14 protein-coding genes are annotated in these 19,102 nt (G+C 54.7%); 10 read left to right on the top strand and 4 right to left on the bottom strand.

Annotated elements, in window-relative coordinates; all coding sequences use genetic code 11:
- Positions 1-15: 15 nt before the first annotated feature.
- On the top strand, positions 16-1,353 hold the full coding sequence (gudD, locus tag JTA15_RS13020; RefSeq protein ID WP_020883801.1) for a glucarate dehydratase: 1,338 nt from the start codon (positions 16-18) through the stop codon (positions 1,351-1,353).
- Between the two features lie 77 nt (positions 1,354-1,430).
- Entirely contained in the window at positions 1,431-2,576 is a 1,146-nt protein-coding gene (locus tag JTA15_RS13015) for a glycerate kinase (RefSeq protein ID WP_219372379.1), read from the top strand.
- A gap of 46 nt (positions 2,577-2,622) precedes the next feature.
- Here JTA15_RS13015 and barA read toward each other — a convergent pair whose 3' ends face one another.
- Entirely contained in the window at positions 2,623-5,382 is a 2,760-nt protein-coding gene (gene barA / locus JTA15_RS13010) for a two-component sensor histidine kinase BarA (protein ID WP_032678874.1), read from the bottom strand.
- A 57-nt stretch (positions 5,383-5,439) separates the two neighbouring features.
- Between barA and rlmD the strand changes: the two genes are divergently transcribed.
- The 5 genes from rlmD to eno all read left to right on the top strand — a co-directional run bounded on the left by rlmD (position 5,440) and on the right by eno (position 13,124).
- Positions 5,440-6,738, top strand: coding sequence for a 23S rRNA (uracil(1939)-C(5))-methyltransferase RlmD (rlmD, locus tag JTA15_RS13005; protein WP_134179504.1), 1,299 nt, complete (start codon positions 5,440-5,442; stop codon positions 6,736-6,738).
- Positions 6,739-6,789: 51 nt separating this feature from the next.
- Positions 6,790-9,021, top strand: a complete 2,232-nt coding sequence (relA, locus tag JTA15_RS13000; protein WP_219372378.1) for a GTP diphosphokinase — start codon at positions 6,790-6,792, stop codon at positions 9,019-9,021.
- Positions 9,022-9,090: 69 nt separating this feature from the next.
- Positions 9,091-9,882 (top strand): nucleoside triphosphate pyrophosphohydrolase, encoded by a 792-nt coding sequence (gene mazG, locus JTA15_RS12995; RefSeq protein ID WP_078774219.1) that lies wholly within the window; start codon positions 9,091-9,093, stop codon positions 9,880-9,882.
- 223 nt (positions 9,883-10,105) lie between these two features.
- Positions 10,106-11,743 (top strand): glutamine hydrolyzing CTP synthase, encoded by a 1,638-nt coding sequence (pyrG, locus tag JTA15_RS12990; protein WP_014171412.1) that lies wholly within the window; start codon positions 10,106-10,108, stop codon positions 11,741-11,743.
- Between the two features lie 82 nt (positions 11,744-11,825).
- Positions 11,826-13,124 (top strand): phosphopyruvate hydratase, encoded by a 1,299-nt coding sequence (eno, locus tag JTA15_RS12985; RefSeq protein ID WP_014885045.1) that lies wholly within the window; start codon positions 11,826-11,828, stop codon positions 13,122-13,124.
- A gap of 52 nt (positions 13,125-13,176) precedes the next feature.
- Here eno and JTA15_RS12980 read toward each other — a convergent pair whose 3' ends face one another.
- Positions 13,177-14,286: an SDR family oxidoreductase gene (locus JTA15_RS12980; RefSeq protein ID WP_219372377.1), complete on the bottom strand. Its 1,110-nt coding sequence runs from the start codon at positions 14,284-14,286 to the stop codon at positions 13,177-13,179.
- Between the two features lie 359 nt (positions 14,287-14,645).
- Entirely contained in the window at positions 14,646-15,470 is an 825-nt protein-coding gene (locus tag JTA15_RS12975) for a MurR/RpiR family transcriptional regulator (protein ID WP_020883807.1), read from the bottom strand.
- A 166-nt stretch (positions 15,471-15,636) separates the two neighbouring features.
- On the opposite strand from JTA15_RS12975, the gene JTA15_RS12970 reads away from it, so the two are divergent.
- The 3 genes from JTA15_RS12970 to queE are packed head-to-tail and all read left to right on the top strand — an operon-like array spanning position 15,637 to position 18,629.
- Positions 15,637-17,196 carry a maltose/glucose-specific PTS transporter subunit IIC gene (locus JTA15_RS12970; protein WP_219372376.1) on the top strand — a complete coding sequence of 520 codons (1,560 nt, stop codon included), beginning with the start codon at positions 15,637-15,639 and terminating at the stop codon, positions 17,194-17,196.
- Positions 17,196-17,903, top strand: a complete 708-nt coding sequence (locus JTA15_RS12965) for an N-acetylmannosamine-6-phosphate 2-epimerase (protein WP_073396485.1) — start codon at positions 17,196-17,198, stop codon at positions 17,901-17,903. Before JTA15_RS12970 ends, JTA15_RS12965 begins: the two co-directional genes overlap by 1 nt.
- Before the next feature lie 54 nt (positions 17,904-17,957).
- Positions 17,958-18,629, top strand: a complete 672-nt coding sequence (queE, locus tag JTA15_RS12960; protein WP_020883810.1) for a 7-carboxy-7-deazaguanine synthase QueE — start codon at positions 17,958-17,960, stop codon at positions 18,627-18,629.
- A 28-nt stretch (positions 18,630-18,657) separates the two neighbouring features.
- On the opposite strand, the gene queD is transcribed toward queE, so the two are convergent.
- Positions 18,658-19,020, bottom strand: a complete 363-nt coding sequence (queD, locus tag JTA15_RS12955; protein WP_014171404.1) for a 6-carboxytetrahydropterin synthase QueD — start codon at positions 19,018-19,020, stop codon at positions 18,658-18,660.
- Between the last annotated feature and the right edge of the window lie 82 nt (positions 19,021-19,102).

Below are 19,102 nucleotides of genomic sequence, written 5' to 3'. Positions count from 1 at the left end.
TAAAAGGATTGAACGATGAGTACTTTTACTACCCCTGTAGTCACTTCCATGCAGATCATTCCGGTCGCCGGCCATGACAGCATGTTGATGAACCTGAGCGGAGCGCATGCGCCGTTTTTCACCCGCAATATTGTCATTATCAACGATAACTCCGGGCATACCGGCGTGGGTGAAATCCCCGGTGGTGAGAAGATCCGCAAAACGCTGGAAGAGGCCGCTCCGCTGGTGGTGGGAAAAACGCTGGGCGAATATAAAAATATCCTCAATACCGTGCGAAGCACCTTCGCTGACCGTGATGCCGGCGGTCGTGGTCTGCAAACCTTTGACCTGCGAACCACCATTCACGTGGTCACCGGTATCGAAGCCGCGATGCTGGATCTGCTGGGCCAACACCTGGGCGTTAACGTTGCGTCGCTGCTGGGCGAAGGCCAGCAGCGCAGTGAAGTGGAAATGCTGGGCTATCTGTTCTTCGTTGGCGACCGCACGCTGACGCCGCTGCCGTACCAGAACCAGGCGGATGAAAAATGTGACTGGTACCGACTCCGCCACGAAGACGCGATGACCCCGGATGCGGTGGTGCGCCTGGCGGAAGCCGCGTACGAAAAATATGGCTTTAACGATTTCAAACTGAAGGGCGGCGTGCTTGCGGGTGAACAGGAGGCGGAAGCCATTACCGCACTGGCAAAACGTTTCCCGCAGGCGCGCGTCACGCTCGACCCGAACGGTGCCTGGTCTCTGGATGAAGCTATCCGCATTGGTAAACAACTGAAAGGCGTGCTGGCGTACGCGGAAGATCCGTGCGGGGCTGAGCAGGGCTTCTCGGGCCGTGAAGTGATGGCGGAATTCCGTCGCGCCACCGGTTTACCCACCGCGACCAATATGATTGCCACTGACTGGCGTCAGATGGGGCACACCCTGTCGTTACAGTCTGTCGATATTCCGCTGGCAGACCCCCACTTCTGGACGATGCAGGGGTCGGTGCGTGTGGCACAGATGTGTCATGAATTTGGCCTGACCTGGGGCTCGCACTCCAATAACCACTTTGATGTCTCGCTGGCGATGTTCACCCACGTGGCCGCTGCTGCACCGGGCACGATCACCGCTATCGATACCCACTGGATCTGGCAGGAAGGAAATCAGCGTCTGACCAGAGAGCCGTTTGAGATCAAAGGAGGCATGGTGCAGGTGCCAACCACGCCGGGTCTGGGCATTGAGCTGGATATGGATCAGGTGATGAAAGCCCACGAGCTGTATCAAAAACATGGTCTGGGGGCACGCGACGATGCGATGGCCATGCAATATTTGATACCTGACTGGAAATTCGACAATAAACGTCCGTGCATGGTACGATAAACGCATTGGGACCGCTCCCATGAGCGGTCGTTTACGTGGTGTATGCTTAACGTAATGACTATGCGTAAGGATGGCTTATGAAGATTGTTATCGCACCGGATTCGTATAAGGAAAGCCTGAGCGCCCTTGAGGTAGCCACCGCGATTGAGCAGGGTTTTCGCGAGATTTTCCCCGCGGCCGACTTTGTGAAATTGCCGGTCGCCGATGGTGGAGAAGGTACCGTAGAAGCTATGGTGGCGGCGACGCAGGGGCGCATTGTCCATGCCTCTGTCTCAGGCCCGCTGGGTGAGCCTGTGGACGGGTTCTATGGCATCTCCGGTGACGAACAGAGCGCGTTTATTGAAATGGCGGCGGCAAGCGGTCTGGAGCTGGTCGCGCCTTCGCAACGCAATCCCCTTCTTACCACCTCCTGGGGGACCGGCGAGCTTATCCGGCACGCGCTGGATGCGGGCGTTAAGCATATTATTATTGGCATTGGCGGCAGTGCCACCAATGACGGTGGTGCCGGCATGGTGCAGGCGCTGGGGGTAAAGCTGCTGGATACCAACGAGCAGCCCCTTGGACAGGGGGGCGGCGAGCTGGCAAAACTGGCCCGTATCGACCTGAGCGGGCTGGATAAACGTCTGGCGGAGTCCCGGATTGAGGTCGCCTGTGACGTCACTAATCCGCTCACCGGAGACGAAGGGGCATCCGCGGTCTTTGGCCCGCAAAAAGGCGCCACGCCGGAGATGATTGTGACCCTGGATAACGCCCTGGCGCATTACGCGCAGGTCATTGCCCGGGATCTGGATATCGACGTCATCAACCTTGCCGGCGGCGGTGCGGCGGGTGGGATGGGGGCGGCACTCTACGCTTTCTGCGGTGCGCAGCTTCGTCAGGGGATTGAGATTGTCACCGATGCGCTGCATCTGGCAGAGCAGGTGGCTAACGCCGATCTGGTGATTACGGGAGAAGGGCGCATTGACAGCCAGACGATCCACGGGAAAGTGCCGGTGGGCGTCGCGAAGGTGGCTAAACGCTTTAATAAACCGGTCATCGGTATTGCGGGTAGCCTGACGGCGGATGTCGGGGGGGTACATAATCACGGCATCGACGCGGTATTCAGCGTGATTTATACCATCTGTTCGCTGGAGGACGCGCTGGAAAATGCCAGCGACAATGTGCGGATGGCCGCACGTAATATCGCTGCAGTGCTGAAAGTGGGGCAGGCGTTCAGGCTCTGAACGGCGGGCAATCCTGTTTGCCCTCTCCCGGCGGGAGAGGGCAACGCTAGTTACCTAACACCTTCATGGCTTCCCGCGTCACATTATCCATCTCGTCCAGCAGCTCCAGAAATTCCGGTTCAAGATCTGTTTCCGGCGTGCCCGCGCGAAGCTGTTGCTCCAGCAGCTGGCAGAGATTCTTCAGCCGCGGCACACCGCTGTAGCCGCAGCTACCGTGCAGCTTATGAATGGCTTCCAGCAGATCTTCCGGGTTTTCACCCACCAGCTGCTCTTCGACCTTATTACGAATTTCCGGCAGAAACGCGACCAGCATTTGCAGCATATCGCGGGCCAAATCAGGCTTACCCGCCGCCTGGCGCAGCGCAAGCTGCCAGTCAAAGGTGGCGTTTTGATTGACGCTGATTTCCACCGGTTCGGACGATACCGTGTACGTTCCGCCGATATGCCCCGGCTTATAGCGTAACAGCAGGCTGTGCAGCTTCTCTTCGTCGATAGGTTTGGCCAGATAATCATTCATTCCGGCGCTCAGCAGCTTCTCTTTCTGACCGGCCATCGCGTGGGCGGTGACCGCAATCACCGGCGTTTGCTGCTGATGCGGGAGCTGACGGATCAGCTCGCAGGCACGAATGCCATCCATGCCGGGCATTTGAATATCCATCAGAATTAAATCGAACTGCATCTGTTTCGCATGCTCAACCGCCTGCGCACCGCTGGTACACAGCTCTACGTGCTGAACCTGATCTTCAAGCAACACGCCAATCAGCTTCAGGTTGGCCGGATTATCATCCACCGCCATTACGCTCATCGGCAATTTTTGTTCATCGTCAATCAGCGGCAGGGCGTGCTGGCTCAGACGACAGTATTCCGTCAGTGCTGGCAGCAGGCGGGTCGCGGTAAGTGGCTTAAGCAGGCAGGCGGCGGCCCCGTCATTTTTTAACTCTTCTGCATTGATCTGGGCATGACACGGCAGGGCCAGCAGCAGGTAGTCGGTCATCGATGCGGCTTTCGCCAGCCGTTCCTGTTGCATGGTGAGCTCGCCGGTAAAGGTGACCGGGACCCCCAACAGCAGGATGTCGTAATGCTCCACGGCAAGCGCTGAGAAGGTAGGGCTGTAGATCACCTCCAGCGGCGTGGTGCTTAAGATATCAAGCGTACACTGCGCCGCTGCGGCGTTCGGCTCAACGTAGGCAAGGCGCATTCCTTTCAGGCAATTGGTTACCGGACCGTCGGTCAACACGTTCGGGTTAAGGTCCAGATTGATATGGAACCAGAACGTGGAGCCCCGGTTTGGCTGGCTGTGGAAAGAGATATCTCCCCCCATCTCCTTAACCAGTTTCTGTGTGATAACCAGACCCAGCCCCGTGCCGCCATGACGTCTGGAAATACTTGCATCGGCCTGACGAAACGCCTGGAACAGACGGGACTGATCCCGCTCCGGAATACCGATGCCGGTATCGCGGATCTGAACTTCAATCTGAACCTTGTTATTACTGATGGAGCGCTTTTCCACCAGAATATCAATGTTGCCGCTTTCGGTGAATTTGATGGCGTTACCGACAAGGTTTGTAATCACCTGCTGCAGGCGCAGCGGGTCGCCAATGACGTTATCCGGCACGTCATTTTTAATGTTGAGCGTCAGCTCCAGGCCTTTATCGTGCGACGAGTGTGCGAGCAGCGTCACCACTTCATCGAGCGTGCTGCGCAGCGGGAATGGGATGCTCTCCAGGATCAGCTTACCGGCCTCCAGCTTGGAGAAGTCCAGCACGTCGTTAATGATCGCCAGCAGGTTGTTGGCCGAGCGCTCAATGGTGTGCAGATGATCGCGCTGGGTTGGGTTCAGCTCGCTTTTTAGCGTCAGACGGGTAAAGCCAATCACGCCATTGAGCGGCGTACGCAGCTCGTGGGACATATTCGCGAGGAACTCGGATTTGATACGTGCGGCTTCCTGCGCGCGTTTTTTCGCCAGATCCAGCTCAACGTTCTGAATCTCCATCTGCTCCAGGGTTTCGCGCAGGTCAGAGGTCGCCTGGTCGACGTTGTGCTGCATCTCTTCGTGATACGCTGCCAGCGACATCGCCATCGAGTTAATGCCGTTTTTGAGCATATCGAGCTCGCCCAGCATAAACCCTTCCACCCGGCTGTCGAGCTGGCCCCGGCGAATGCGGTCGACGGTGTTAACCATGTTGCGAATGGGCCCCGTCACGTCACGCATCAGGCGCCAGCCGAAGATAAGTGCAATCCCGATACAGAACAGCATCATAACGCCGGAGATGAAAATTTCTTTGTACTGCTGCAGACGCACCGACTTGAGATCCAGCTCCAGCGCCACATATCCGAGCATATTGTCGCTGGATTTGGCGTCAGACTGGGCGGATTCATCGGGTGAATAGCTTTCCGAAATAATCGGGGTGCGCAGGATCATGATATCGCCGCGTCGCAGCACGGTGAGGTGGCGCGGGAAGGGCGTACCGTCAGGAATTTTCAGGGCCGCTGGATCCAGATGAAAATTCGAGGTGACAAAGAGGCGGTTATGCTCGTCGTAAACGGAGATGGCACGCACGATATCCGAATGACGGCGGTGCAGCACGCTGATTAACTGACCTATCGATTCGCGGTTTTGCAGGTTCATCCCATACTCACTGGAGACGGCCAGCGGTTCGATAATGCTGGCACCGGCATCTTCCAGTTGCCGCTGCAAATCGTTATAGCGGTGCACCACAAAAAAGATACTCAGCAGCAAACCGATGAGAACGGTGGGGGCGAGGATCAAAATCATCATGCGCGCGCGCAGGCTGTAGTTGGTCATGGCGTTCCGTTATGGGACAATTAGGATAATTATGTTTATGTGAGAAAAATCTCGGCGATGGCGCAATTCTACTCTGCAAAGCGACGCGTGACGACGCGTCAGATCATAACTGTTGAAGCCACTGACCTCGATCCCTTTGGCCAGGGGGTTGCGCGTCATAATGGTAAGACACTGTTTATAACAGGTTTACTGCCAACAGAACGAGCAGAAATTACGCTGACGGAAGATAAACGCCAGTTTGCACGCGGGCAGGTTAAGCAGCGTCATAACGATAGCCCGGACCGCGTGAAGCCTCGCTGCCCGCATTTTGGCGTCTGCGGTGGCTGCCAGCAACAGCATGTCAGCACAGAATTACAGCAAAAAAGTAAAAGCAGCGCCCTGGCCCGCCTGCTTAAGCACGACGTCAACGAGATCATCGCCGACCAGCCCTGGGGCTATCGTCGTCGCGCGCGTTTGAGCCTGAACTATCAGCCAAAAACTGAGCGGCTGGAGATGGGGTTTCGCAAAGCCAGCTCCAGCGATATCGTCGATATCAGGCAGTGCCCCATTTTGGTGCCCCGTCTTGAAGCATTGCTTCCTGACGTGCACGCCTGCCTCTGCGGACTGGACGGCGTTCGTCACCTCGGGCACGTCGAACTGGTCATGGCCAACAATGGCCCGCTGATGGTGCTGCGCCACACCGCGCCGCTGTCGACAAAAGATCGCGAAAAACTGGAACGCTTTTCGCATTCCCACGAGCTGGCGCTTTTCCTTGCCCCCCAAAGCGAGATACTTGAGCAACTGACAGGTGAAGCGCCCTGGTATGCGTCAAACGGGCTACGCTTAACGTTCAGTCCGCGCGATTTCATTCAGGTAAATGATGGCGTCAATCAGCAAATGATTGAAAAAGCGCTGATGTGGCTCGATGTGCAGAAGAGCGATCGGGTACTTGACCTGTTCTGCGGAATGGGCAATTTCACGCTGCCTTTGGCCCGGCAGGCGGCAAGCGTTGTGGGTGTCGAAGGCGTTGAGGCGCTGGTAGCTAAAGGGCAGGAGAACGCACGACAGAACGGCTTGCAAAATGTGACATTCTTTCACCAAAATCTTGAGGAAGATGTGACACAGCAGCCGTGGGCGACGCAGGGGTTTGACAAAATTCTTCTCGACCCGGCGCGCTCAGGTGCACCGGGTGTAATGCAACATATAATTAAACTCGCGCCCAGGCGCGTGGTCTATGTTTCCTGTAACCCGGCAACGCTTGCCCGAGACAGTGAGGCATTAATCCGTGCGGGTTACCAGATTCAGCGTCTGGCAATGCTGGACATGTTCCCGCACACTGGGCATCTGGAATCGATGGTGTTGTTTGAGCACATCTAATTAGTTTGGCTTGTCGACTTCGACAGGCCCTGGTCCCTAAAGGAGAGGACAATGGTTGCGGTAAGAAGTGCACATCTTAATAAAGCTGGGGAGTTTGACCCACAAAAATGGATAGCAAGTCTGGGGATTTCCAGCCAGCAGTCGTGTGAACGCTTAACCGAAACCTGGGCCTACTGTCAGCGCACCACTCTGGGGCATCCTGACGCCGAACTGTTATTGTGGCGCGGCGTGGAGATGGTTGAAATCTTATCCATGCTCAACATGGATATCGAAACGCTGCAGGCCGCGCTTTTGTTCCCTCTTGCCGATGCGGATGTCGTCACTGAAGACGTGCTGCGCGACAGCGTCGGGCAATCCGTCGTGTCGTTGATCCACGGCGTACGGGATATGGCGGCAATCCGCCAGCTCAAAGCCGCACATACCGATTCCGTCTCCTCGGAGCAAGTTGATAACGTTCGCCGGATGCTGCTGGCCATGGTGGACGATTTCCGCTGCGTGGTCATCAAGCTCGCTGAACGCGTTGCCCACCTGCGCGAAGTAAAAGATGCGCCGGAAGACGAGCGCGTACTGGCCGCGAAAGAGTGTACGAACATCTATGCACCGCTGGCGAACCGCTTAGGGATTGGTCAACTGAAATGGGAGCTGGAGGATTACTGCTTCCGTTACCTGCATCCGGCAGAATATAAGCGGATTGCAAAACTCCTGCACGAGCGCCGCATTGACCGCGAGCACTATATTGAGGAGTTCGTCAGCGGATTGCGCCAGTCGATGAAAGAAGAGAATGTGCGGGCCGAAGTCTATGGTCGACCCAAGCACATCTACAGCATCTGGCGCAAAATGCAGAAGAAACATCTTGCCTTTGATGAGCTGTTTGACGTGCGCGCCGTGCGCATTGTTGCGGAGCGTCTGCAGGATTGCTACGCCGCGTTAGGGATAGTACATACTCACTTCCGCCATCTTCCGGATGAATTCGATGACTATGTCGCGAACCCGAAACCTAACGGCTATCAGTCTATTCATACCGTGGTGCTGGGGCCTGGCGGCAAAACGGTCGAGATTCAAATTCGTACCAAACAGATGCACGAGGACGCTGAGCTTGGCGTCGCGGCGCACTGGAAATACAAAGAGGGGACGTCAGGTGGCGTGCGCTCTGGTCATGAAGACCGCATTGCCTGGCTGCGTAAGCTGATTGCGTGGCAGGAAGAGATGGCGGATTCCGGCGAAATGCTGGATGAAGTGCGAAGCCAGGTCTTTGACGACCGGGTCTACGTCTTTACGCCGAAAGGTGACGTGGTCGACCTGCCAGCAGGCTCCACGCCGCTGGACTTTGCCTATCACATCCACAGTGATGTGGGGCACCGCTGTATTGGGGCGAAAATCGGCGGGCGTATCGTACCGTTTACCTATCAGCTGCAGATGGGCGACCAGATTGAAATCATCACGCAGAAGCAGCCTAACCCGAGCCGTGACTGGCTTAACCCGAACCTGGGTTATGTCACCACCAGCCGCGGGCGCTCAAAAATTCACGCCTGGTTCCGTAAGCAGGATCGTGACAAGAACATTCTTGCCGGTCGCCAGATCCTCGACGACGAGCTGGAACATATCGGCATAAGCCTGAAAGAGGCCGAGAAATTCCTGCTGCCGCGCTACAACTTCAACGAGCTGGATGAACTGCTGGCGGCGATTGGCGGCGGTGATATCCGTCTTAATCAGATGGTGAACTTCCTGCAGGCGCAGTTCAACAAGCCAAGCGCGGCGGAGCAGGATGCGGCGGCGCTGAAGCAGCTGCAGCAGAAAACCTATGCGCCACAGCAGCGCAGCAAAGACAATGGCCGCGTTGTGGTGGAAGGGGTGGGTAATCTGATGCACCACATTGCCCGCTGCTGCCAGCCAATCCCGGGTGATGATATCGTTGGCTTTATCACTCAGGGACGCGGGATTTCCATTCACCGTTCAGACTGCGACCAGCTTGCCGAGCTGCAGTCGCATGCACCGGAACGTATTGTGGAAGCGGTCTGGGGCGAGAGCTACTCGGCGGGGTACTCGCTGGTGGTTCGCGTCACCGCAAATGACCGCAGCGGCCTGCTGCGTGATATTACGACCATTCTCGCGAACGAGAAGGTCAACGTGCTGGGCGTGGCCAGCCGCAGCGATACGCGCGAGCAGCTTGCCACCATCGATATGACCATCGAAATCTACAACCTGCAGGTGCTGGGCCGTGTGCTTGGCAAACTGAACCAGGTCCCGGATGTGATTGACGCACGTCGTCTGCACGGCGGGTAAGCCCACCTTTCTGTAAGCCGGGTAAGGCGTAGCCTTTACCCGGCATTTATTTTTAATCAGGACAGAATTATGAACCAAATCGACCGCCTGCTTGGCATCATGAAACGCCTGCGCGATCCGGAAAACGGCTGCCCGTGGGACAAAGAGCAGACTTTCGCCACCATCGCCCCGTACACCCTCGAAGAGACCTATGAAGTGCTGGACGCCATTTCACGCGAGGATTTTGACGACCTGCGTGGCGAACTGGGTGACCTGCTGTTCCAGGTGGTGTTCTATGCGCAAATGGCGCAGGAAGAGGGGCGTTTTAACTTCGACGACATCTGCGCTGCCATCAGCGACAAACTGGAACGTCGCCATCCGCATATCTTTAGCGATGCCACCGCAGGCGATAGCGCGGAAGTGCTGGCGCGCTGGGAACAGATTAAAAGCGCCGAGCGCGCGGAGAAATCCCAGCACTCGGCACTGGATGACATCCCCCTGAACCTGCCTGCGCTGATGCGCGCGCATAAAATTCAGAAACGCTGCTCCGCGGTTGGCTTTGACTGGACGTCACTTGGCCCGGTGTTGGAAAAAGTGCATGAAGAGATCGACGAAGTGATGCACGAAGCGCAACAGGCCGTGGTAGATGAAGCAAAGCTTGAAGAAGAGATGGGCGATTTGCTGTTCGCGACCGTCAACCTTTCTCGCCATCTGGGTGTAAAAGCGGAAACCGCCCTGCAAAAAGCCAACATTAAGTTCGAACGACGCTTTCGCGAAGTTGAGCGGATTGTGGCCTCGCGCGGCCTGGAAATGAGCGGAATTGACCTCGATGCGATGGAAGAAGTCTGGCAAGAAGTAAAACGCCAGGAAACTGATCTCTAACGAAATTTTGCGATCAAGCGCAATTTGTGTGATTTTTTAAATGACAAGCGCTTGATTTGCGTCAAAAACATTTACCCAAAAGGGGCTATTTTCTCACTCCTTATGTTTGTCATTGGCTGGACAGGAGACGGAGAATGAAAGTTTGTGGCGCTCGCCGTGTTCGGGTATACTACTTTCCCGTCTTGGTTATTCCATCGTTTCACCCTAACTTCTCAGGTTCAGCATGACAACGAACTATATTTTTGTGACCGGCGGGGTCGTATCCTCTCTGGGTAAAGGCATTGCCGCAGCCTCCCTCGCAGCCATTCTTGAAGCCCGTGGCCTCAATGTGACCATGATGAAACTGGATCCGTACATCAACGTCGATCCGGGCACCATGAGTCCAATCCAACACGGGGAAGTGTTCGTTACTGAAGACGGCGCTGAAACCGATCTGGATCTTGGCCACTACGAGCGTTTCATCCGCACTAAAATGACCCGTCGTAACAACTTCACGACAGGCCGTATCTACTCCGACGTTCTGCGTAAAGAGCGCCGTGGTGATTATCTTGGTGCTACCGTTCAGGTTATCCCACACATCACTAACGCTATCAAAGAACGCATTATTGCGGGCGGCGAAGGCCACGACGTGGTGCTGGTTGAAATCGGCGGTACCGTGGGTGATATCGAATCCCTGCCATTCCTGGAAGCGATTCGTCAGCTGGCGGTTGATATTGGCCGTGAAAACGCGCTGTTCATGCACCTGACGCTGGTGCCTTACATGGCAGCCGCAGGTGAAGTGAAAACCAAACCTACTCAGCACTCCGTTAAAGAGTTGCTCTCCATCGGTATTCAGCCAGACATCCTGGTTTGCCGTTCCGATCGCGCGGTTCCGGCGAACGAACGCGCGAAAATTGCATTGTTCTGTAACGTGCCGGAAAAAGCCGTTATTTCAATGAAAGATGTCGATTCCATTTATAAAATCCCGGGCCTGTTGAAATCACAGGGCCTGGACGATTATATTTGTAAACGATTCAGCTTGAACTGTCCGGAAGCTAACCTGTCTGAATGGGAACAGGTTATTTACGAAGAAGCGAATCCGGCTGGCGAAGTGACTATCGGCATGGTTGGCAAGTACATTGAACTGCCAGATGCCTATAAGTCAGTTATCGAAGCGCTGAAACACGGTGGTCTGAAGAACCGCGTCTCCGTTAACATCAAGCTGATTGATTCGCAGGATGTTGAAACGCGTGGCGTTGAAATTCTGAAAGATCTGGATGCGATCCTCATCCCTGGCGGCTTCGGCTACCGTGGTGTAGAAGGCAAGATCGCCACCGCACGCTATGCGCGTGAAAACAATATTCCATACCTCGGTATCTGCCTGGGTATGCAGGTTGCGCTGATCGAATTTGCGCGCAACGTAGCGGGAATGGAAAACGCGAACTCTACGGAATTTGTGCCAGACTGTAAGTACCCTGTCGTGGCGCTTATCACTGAATGGCGCGACGAAGAAGGTAACGTCGAAGTCCGTACCGAGAAGAGCGACCTGGGTGGCACGATGCGTCTTGGCGCACAGGCCTGCCAGCTGTCCGACGATAGCGTCGTTCGCAAGCTGTATGGCGAGCCGGTTATCACCGAACGTCATCGTCACCGCTATGAAGTCAACAACATGTTGTTGAAACAAATTGAAGCTGCGGGTCTGCGTGTTGCGGGCCGCTCCGGGGATGATCAGTTAGTCGAGATCATCGAAGTGCCAAACCATCCGTGGTTTGTCGCCTGCCAGTTCCACCCGGAATTTACTTCAACGCCACGTGACGGGCATCCGCTGTTTGCAGGCTTTGTGAAAGCCGCCAGCGATTACCAGAAGCGTCAGGCGAAGTAAAAAAAGTTAGAACGGCAACGCGTACCCCTGGTACGCGTTGTTTGTCTGGAGTTTTAGTTTAACTTGTACTGAGGAAAATCTAATGTCCAAAATCGTTAAAGTCATCGGTCGTGAAATCATCGACTCCCGTGGTAACCCGACCGTTGAAGCCGAAGTTCACCTGGAAGGTGGTTTCGTCGGTATGGCAGCTGCTCCGTCAGGTGCTTCTACTGGTTCCCGCGAAGCGCTGGAACTGCGCGATGGCGACAAATCCCGTTTCATGGGCAAAGGCGTACTGAAAGCTGTTGGCGCCGTAAACGGCCCTATTGCTCAGGCAATCATTGGCAAAGACGCTAAAGACCAGGCTGGCATCGACAAGATCATGATCGATCTGGACGGTACTGAAAACAAATCTAACTTCGGTGCTAACGCAATCCTGGCCGTTTCCCTGGCGAACGCCAAAGCTGCAGCGGCTGCTAAAGGTATGCCACTGTTCGAACACATCGCTGAACTGAACGGCACTCCAGGCAAATACTCCATGCCTGTACCGATGATGAACATCATCAACGGTGGTGAGCACGCAGACAACAACGTTGATATTCAGGAATTTATGATTCAGCCAGTTGGCGCGAAATCCCTGAAAGAAGCAGTACGTATGGGTTCTGAAGTGTTCCACAACCTGGCTAAAGTTCTGAAAGCTAAAGGTATGAACACGGCTGTTGGTGACGAAGGTGGCTATGCGCCAAACCTGGGTTCTAACGCAGAAGCACTGGCTGTTATCGCTGAAGCGGTTAAAGCAGCAGGCTACGAGCTGGGCAAAGACATCACTCTGGCGATGGACTGTGCAGCGTCTGAATTCTACAAAGACGGTAAATACGTTCTGGCTGGCGAAGGCAACAAAGCGTTCACCTCTGAAGAGTTCACTCACTTCCTGGAAGACCTGACCAAACAGTACCCAATCGTTTCTATCGAAGACGGTCTGGACGAGTCTGACTGGGATGGCTTCGCATACCAGACTAAAGTACTGGGCGACAAAATCCAGCTGGTGGGTGACGACCTGTTCGTAACCAACACCAAGATCCTGAAAGAAGGCATCGAGAAAGGCATCGTTAACTCCATCCTGATCAAATTCAACCAGATCGGTTCTCTGACCGAAACGCTGGCTGCGATCAAAATGGCGAAAGACGCTGGCTACACCGCTGTTATCTCTCACCGTTCTGGCGAAACTGAAGACGCTACCATCGCTGACCTGGCTGTTGGTACCGCGGCTGGCCAGATCAAGACCGGTTCTATGAGCCGTTCTGACCGTGTTGCTAAATACAACCAGCTGATTCGTATCGAAGAAGCTCTGGGCGAAAAAGCACCATACAACGGTCGTAAAGAGATCAAAGGTCAGGCATAATCGCTAAGCCTTAAAAGGAAAATGCCAGTCGCAAGACTGGCATTTTTTTTGGCTATTTAAAATCGACCGCCATTTGTTCCGGAATGGTCAGCCCCTGAGTGGTTTGCACGCAGCGGGCAATATAGTCCGTAAAGCGGGGTGGCTTAGGCATGCCCATGCTAAGCAGCTTATCATTGCTGAAGCGCACGTTGAGTGTGGCAAAAGCACCGTATAAACGCATTGCTTTCAGCATCAGGCGCTCGTTGCACGGCCCAAAAATATCCTTCAGTTCGCGGCGCATTCTGACCAGCGTTTCGTAACTCACCTGAGCGTATCGATCTCCGACAGGGGCTTTCTCCAGCGCCTGCGCCATTGCCTTATCAATATCAGCAAAGCGAACGCTGTTCTCTTCCCCGGCAGAAATATGTACCACTTCCCCTGAACGTGCGTCACTGGTAAGCAGCATTAACAGCGCGTCGGCACAATAATCCACCGGAACGACATCGATTTTGTCTTCCATCGAACACATGAATTTTTGCAGCATTAACCCCATGCTAAAGACCCAGAAAATACTGCTTGAAGGTGTGCAGCCGTGACGGGTATGGCCGACGACGATGGACGGGCGGGCGATGAGCAGCGGCAGGCCAGGACAGTGCTGGCGCATCAGCTGTTCAATGGTGGATTTCGAATAGGTATATTCCACCAGATGCTCGGTGTTCTCTCTGAATTCTGCACTTTCGGCGACCAGCGAATCCTGCTCCGGCGTGCAGGACATCGCCGTGCCAACGTGCAGGAAGCGCTGTAGGGTCGACACCCGTTCCATGCGGCGCGCCAGCGCCAGGGTTCCCTCGACGTTCACCTTCCAGATAAGCGGATTGTTGCCAAATGACGCGACGGCCGCGCAGTTAACGACATGCGTCACCTGTTCAAGACGCGGATCGTTCAGGAAGGCTTCCGGCTGGCTGAGATCGCCAATGAGGATATTCTCCACGCTCAGCGAGGCCAGTGCATGCTCAGGCACGTTGAACTTACGCATATTCTCCTGCACTCGCGCCAGCCCACCTTGCGGGTCGCTGGCGCGCGCAAGCAGAAGTAAATTTACGGCGCTCTCGCCGGTCAGGATTTTTTCAAGTACTGCACCACCCAGAAATCCGGTCACGCCTGTAATCAGTAAGGTTTTCATTGATACCGTCTCATTATGATTGATGAGGCGGATTGTAGGCGGGCGAAAGTAAACGGCGTTTAAATAAAAAAATGGCCAGCCTTACCGTTTCTTAAGCTTATTTTAAGGTAAGGAATTCAGGGGGTGAGATTGGACATTGCAGGAGGGAAGAAAATTCAATTTATAAAGATATTTATTTTAAATTACTGATTTATATATTATTAATGTGCTTCCTGTGTCGTGATGATATTAAGTCAAAATGTAATTATAAAAATACTTTGTAACATCATTCATTGATGCGGTAAATAATTTAACGGATGCTTAAGAACACTCAAAATAACAAACTCGCAGGCTATTGATATATAGCCTGCGAAGGTTTTCTACAGCAACAGCGGAAGCGTTGCGCTGGCGGTTTGTTGGCTGACCTCGCCGTAATGACCGTCTATTGCAATAAGGGAGTGGGTAAGCAACTCGACCAGCAGCATAACACCCACTTTGGCATTGAGTGCGCCTGCGCTAAGCGGCCCCTCGGGTTTGGCTGCAACCAGTAGCATATCGCTAAGGGACGCCAGCGGGCTACGCGGCGTATTGCTGAGCGCCAGCACGGGGACGCCACGTTTGCGCGCAAGTTTTACGACGTGAAGTAAATCCCGTGTTGAGCCTGAACTGGAGATGGCTACCACCAGCGACGCTTTAGAGAGGGTGGTCGCATTCATGGCTGCACGGTGCATATCGCTGAAGAGCTGCACAGGTTTGCCCAGGCGCAACAGCTTATAATGCAGATACTCGCCGAGGATCGCACTGGCAGCGACCCCATAAATCTGGACTGACTGCGCCTGATGCAGTGCCTGCGCCGCCTTTTCCAGCAGCGCTCTGTCGAGCAGTCTGGCGGTATCCTGCAGAGCCTGTACAGACTCTTCCACCACACTATCAATTTCATCCCCGGCCTGACGCTCTGGCTGACCCTGCTGAATGTCCAGCGCAAGTGCCATTTTGAATTCCGTGTACCCCTTACAGCCCAGCGTGCGGCAAAGACGCGTCACGCTGGCTTCGCTGGTATGACTTTCGCGCGCCAGCTCAGTGATCGTCAGGTAAAGCACCCGGGCAGGATCGTTGAGGACAAACTCTCCCAGTTTTCGTTGCGTTGGGCTGTACCCGGAAGCCTCCTGGCGTAGCTTCAGCAGCAGGTTTTCATGGTCTGACATGCGAGATCCTTAATGCATTCTTCTGTCGACTAGTGTGGCGGAAAGCGGGGGAAAGATGCCAGTCATTTCGAAAAAGTATGATCGTCATCCTGGTTATTGATGATAATTTTCACTATCAATAATTAATGTGGTAAAAATTTTCATCTATACACGAGGGGATGAAAAAATGATGCAAATGTTCAGTGGGGCTTCTTCTGGCGGATGGTTTGAGAAAGCGCAGCGCTTTGGCAAATCATTTATGTTGCCCATCGCCGTCTTGCCCGCGGCGGGTTTGTTGCTGGGGATTGGAGGCGCGTTATCAAATCCCAATACCCTCACGGCCTACCCGTTTTTAGATGTTGCGTGGCTGCAGGCCATCTTTACCATTATGAGCAGTGCCGGTTCGATTGTGTTCGCCAACCTCTCGGTGCTGTTTGCTGTCGGGGTCGCCGTCGGGCTGGCAAAAAATGATAAAGGAACCGCAGGGCTGGCGGCATTGCTCGCTTTTCTGGTGATGAATGCCACCATCAATGCGCTGCTGATCCTGACCGGAAAACTGGCGCTTGAGAACCCGGGTGCCGTAGGGCAGGGAATGACGCTGGGGATCCAGACGCTGGAAACCGGCGTATTTGGTGGCGTCGTCATCGGGCTTGTGACCTGCGCGTTACATCATCGGTTCAATAAGATCGCGCTTCCGCAGTTCCTGGGTTTCTTTGGCGGTTCACGTTTTGTACCGATCGTCAGCTCGCTGGCGGCAATACTTGTCGGGGCATTAATGACCGTCATCTGGCCGCATTTCCAGAAGCTGATCTTCGGTCTGGGCGGGCTTGTGGATGCCACCGGTTATCTGGGAACGATGCTGTACGGTTTCATTTTGCGCATGCTCGGGCCGTTTGGTTTACACCACATCTTCTATCTTCCCTTCTGGACGACCGCGCTTGGCGGCAGCGAGATCGTTAACGGTCAGCTTGTCGAAGGTACGCAGCGGATCTTCTTCGCCCAGCTTGCTGACCCGACAACACGCCAGTTTTATGAAGGCACGTCGCGTTTCATGTCCGGACGCTTCATCACGATGATGTTTGGTCTGCTGGGGGCCTGCCTCGCGATGTACCACACGGCAAAACCGGAGAACAAAAAACGCGTCGCGGGGCTGTTACTTTCGGCGGCATTGACCTCGTTCCTGACGGGGATTACTGAACCTATTGAGTTCTCATTCCTTTTTGTTGCTCCTGTGCTGTACGTCATTCACGCCCTGTTTGACGGGCTGGCGTTTATGCTCGCCCATATTTTACATATCACTATCGGGCAAACCTTCTCAGGCGGTTTTATCGACTTCGTGCTGTTCGGCATTCTCCAGGGCGAGGCCAAAACCCACTGGATGTTCGTGCCGCTGGTAGGGGTGCCGTGGTTCTTCCTCTACTACTTTACGTTCCGCTATCTGATTAATCGCTTTGATTTTGCCACGCCGGGGAGTGAGAAAGAGGCGATGGCGGATGAAGTGACCTTTTCGCAGAGCGAGCGTGCCGTTGCGGTGATCGCCGGGTTAGGTGGCAAAGACAATCTCGAAGAGGTGGACTGCTGCGCGACGCGTCTTCGCGTCACGGTGAAGGATGGCAGCAAAGTGAATGAATCGGCGCTGAAAGCGACCGGCGCGCGCGGCGTTATCGTCCGCGGCAACGGTGTTCAGGTCATTTATGGGCCGCATGTCACGATTATTAAAAACGAAGTGGAAGAGATCTTATCGTAATGAAAACTGTACTGGATAACCTGAAGGGAAAACTGGTCGTCTCCTGCCAGGCGCTGGAGAATGAACCTCTGCATAGCGCGTTTATTATGTCACGAATGGCGCTGGCCGCCGCGCAGGGTGGTGCGGCAGCGATCCGTGCCAATAGCGTGGTGGATATCGAAGCCATCAAGCAGCAGGTGGCTCTGCCGGTTATCGGCATCATCAAACGCGATTATCCGGATAGTGAGGTGTTTATCACCGCCACGATGAAAGAGGTGGATGAGCTGATGACGGTTTCTCCGGAAATCATTGCCCTGGATGCGACTGCGCGACAGCGCCCTGGCGGCGAAGACCTGGCGACGCTGGTCGCGCATATCCGCACGCGGTACCCGTCGGTACGCCTGATGGCGGATATTTCCACAACAGAAGAGGCCGTGACGGCGCAGGCGCTGGGTTTTGATTGTGTGGGGACCACGCTTTACGGTTATACGGCAGAAACCGCAGGCCATGCGCTACCGGACAATGACTGCGCGTTTCTGAAAGAGGTGCTGTCTGCCGTCGACATTCCCGTGGTGGCCGAAGGCAACGTCGACATACCTGAGCGGGCGGCGAGGTGCCTGGAACTTGGTGCCTTTATGGTCGTTGTCGGCGGGGCCATCACCCGTCCACAGCAAATTACTGCGCGGTTTATGGCAGCGATTGGCGCTCAAAGCACCGATGGAGCATGACCATCTGACGGGGATCTGCGATACTTATCGTTTATCCCCTTAACTGAGATGACTATGCAGTACCCGATTAACGAGATGTTCCAGACCCTGCAAGGCGAGGGTTACTTTACCGGCGTTCCCGCCATCTTTATTCGATTACAGGGATGCCCGGTTGGCTGTGCCTGGTGTGATACCAAACATACGTGGGATAAACTCGCAGATCGGGAAGTGTCGCTGTTTAGCATTCTGGCTAAAACCAAAGAGAGCGATAAGTGGGGCGCGGGAAGTGCAGAAGATCTGCTGGCGATCATTGGCCGTCAGGGCTGGACGGCGCGCCACGTGGTGATTACCGGGGGTGAACCCTGCATCCACGATCTGACGCCGCTGACCGAGCTGCTCGAAAAGAACGGCTACAGCTGTCAGATTGAAACCAGCGGCACGCATGAAGTGCGCTGTTCTCACACCACCTGGGTGACGGTTTCGCCGAAAGTTAACATGCGCGGCGGCTACGATGTACTCTCTCAGGCGCTGGAGCGTGCTGATGAGATTAAACACCCGGTTGGCCGCGTGCGTGATATCGAAGCGTTGGATGAACTGCTCGCCACGCTGACGGATGAAAAGCAGCGGATCATCGCGCTGCAGCCTATCAGCCAGAAAGAGGATGCCACGCGCCTGTGTATTGAAACCTGTATTGCCCGCAACTGGCGGCTGTCGATGCAGACGCACAAGTACCTGAACATCGCCTAAAAAAAAGCCCGGATATTCCGGGCTTTTTTTACTCACCGCGATAGATACAGCCCGCGGTGCAGGTCTCTTTGATCATCACCGCGCTCAGCAGAGGCACCTGCGGTTTCATCTGATCCCAAATCCATTTAGCCAGCACTTCACTGGTCGGGTTTTCAAGGCCCGGGATATCATTCAGATAGTAGTGATCCAGACGATCGTAGGTCGGTTTGAATGCCGCCTTCAGCTCGGCAAAGTCCATGATCCAACCGGTATGCGGATCGACGTCACCGGTTATCTCAAGACGCACCATAAACGAGTGCCCGTGCAGACGGCCACATTTATGCCCTTCAGGAACATGCGGAAGGTGGTGGGCGGCTTCGAAGGTGAAATCTTTAAACAGTGTGGTGGACATTATTGCTCTCAGTAATGCGGAAAAAACCGCCGCATAGTACCGGAAAGCACAATTTTTATCATTAACTAAAACGGCTCTGTTG

It is taken from the genome of Enterobacter sp. BIDMC 29 (genome assembly GCF_019378755.1).
Lineage (GTDB): Bacteria > Pseudomonadota > Gammaproteobacteria > Enterobacterales > Enterobacteriaceae > Enterobacter > Enterobacter ludwigii.
This window is presented reverse-complemented; position numbering and strand designations above follow the sequence as displayed.

What these genes read in the sequence shown, in the direction of transcription:
- gudD (WP_020883801.1), top strand. Translation starts at nt 16, where the DNA reads ATGAGTACTTTTACTACCCCTGTAGTCACTTCCATGCAGATCATTCCG.
- JTA15_RS13015 (WP_219372379.1), top strand. Translation starts at nt 1,431, where the DNA reads ATGAAGATTGTTATCGCACCGGATTCGTATAAGGAAAGCCTGAGCGCC.
- barA (WP_032678874.1), bottom strand. Translation starts at nt 5,382, where the DNA reads ATGACCAACTACAGCCTGCGCGCGCGCATGATGATTTTGATCCTCGCC.
- rlmD (WP_134179504.1), top strand. Translation starts at nt 5,440, where the DNA reads ATGGCGCAATTCTACTCTGCAAAGCGACGCGTGACGACGCGTCAGATC.
- relA (WP_219372378.1), top strand. Translation starts at nt 6,790, where the DNA reads ATGGTTGCGGTAAGAAGTGCACATCTTAATAAAGCTGGGGAGTTTGAC.
- mazG (WP_078774219.1), top strand. Translation starts at nt 9,091, where the DNA reads ATGAACCAAATCGACCGCCTGCTTGGCATCATGAAACGCCTGCGCGAT.
- pyrG (WP_014171412.1), top strand. Translation starts at nt 10,106, where the DNA reads ATGACAACGAACTATATTTTTGTGACCGGCGGGGTCGTATCCTCTCTG.
- eno (WP_014885045.1), top strand. Translation starts at nt 11,826, where the DNA reads ATGTCCAAAATCGTTAAAGTCATCGGTCGTGAAATCATCGACTCCCGT.
- JTA15_RS12980 (WP_219372377.1), bottom strand. Translation starts at nt 14,286, where the DNA reads ATGAAAACCTTACTGATTACAGGCGTGACCGGATTTCTGGGTGGTGCA.
- JTA15_RS12975 (WP_020883807.1), bottom strand. Translation starts at nt 15,470, where the DNA reads ATGTCAGACCATGAAAACCTGCTGCTGAAGCTACGCCAGGAGGCTTCC.
- JTA15_RS12970 (WP_219372376.1), top strand. Translation starts at nt 15,637, where the DNA reads ATGATGCAAATGTTCAGTGGGGCTTCTTCTGGCGGATGGTTTGAGAAA.
- JTA15_RS12965 (WP_073396485.1), top strand. Translation starts at nt 17,196, where the DNA reads ATGAAAACTGTACTGGATAACCTGAAGGGAAAACTGGTCGTCTCCTGC.
- queE (WP_020883810.1), top strand. Translation starts at nt 17,958, where the DNA reads ATGCAGTACCCGATTAACGAGATGTTCCAGACCCTGCAAGGCGAGGGT.
- queD (WP_014171404.1), bottom strand. Translation starts at nt 19,020, where the DNA reads ATGTCCACCACACTGTTTAAAGATTTCACCTTCGAAGCCGCCCACCAC.